Below are 476 nucleotides of genomic sequence, written 5' to 3'. Positions count from 1 at the left end.
GGCAGCAGACGCGCTCACCCGAGACCAGGGCGGTGGCCTGGTAGGTGAGGCTGTGCCAATCCTCGGCCCCCACCGTCAGCGGCACACCCTTCGCGCGGGCCCAACCCTGCAACTCGGCAAAGTCGTGAGCCGTGTGGACCCTGGCGGGGGCCGCAGTGTTCTCGCACTGGCGGGGCAGCCCATACAGGCCCGGACGGCTGGGCGGGGCGCTCACGACTGGGCCTCCGTTCCCTCGGTGGGCCGGGGGCGGTGGGTGCCCATCAGCTTCCGGGCTTGGCCCAGCACCTTCTCCACCGCCTCCAGCCAGGCCTCCTGCTCCTGGTGGTCTTCGGCACCGGGCCACAGCTCCACCTCGAAGTCCTCGCCCAGGGTGAGCGTGAGGGCCGTCGGGCGGTCGTCGACCAGCCCCACCTCGGCCGAACGCGGGTGAAACAGCGTGCTGTAACGCCGCATCGGACTCACCGCCCCACCCCCGC

At 72.3% G+C, this 476-nt stretch carries 1 protein-coding gene; it reads right to left on the bottom strand.

Annotated features, from left to right (window positions below; all coding sequences use genetic code 11):
- Window positions 1-210: 210 nt before the first annotated feature.
- A partial coding sequence (locus tag VS93_RS26500) for a hypothetical protein (RefSeq protein ID WP_236700766.1) occupies window positions 211-476 on the bottom strand: 266 nt, incomplete at its 5' end.

Origin of the sequence: Allosalinactinospora lopnorensis (assembly GCF_000981225.1) — a bacterium.
GTDB classification, from domain to species: Bacteria; Actinomycetota; Actinomycetes; order Streptosporangiales; family Streptosporangiaceae; genus Allosalinactinospora; species Allosalinactinospora lopnorensis.
This window is presented reverse-complemented; position numbering and strand designations above follow the sequence as displayed.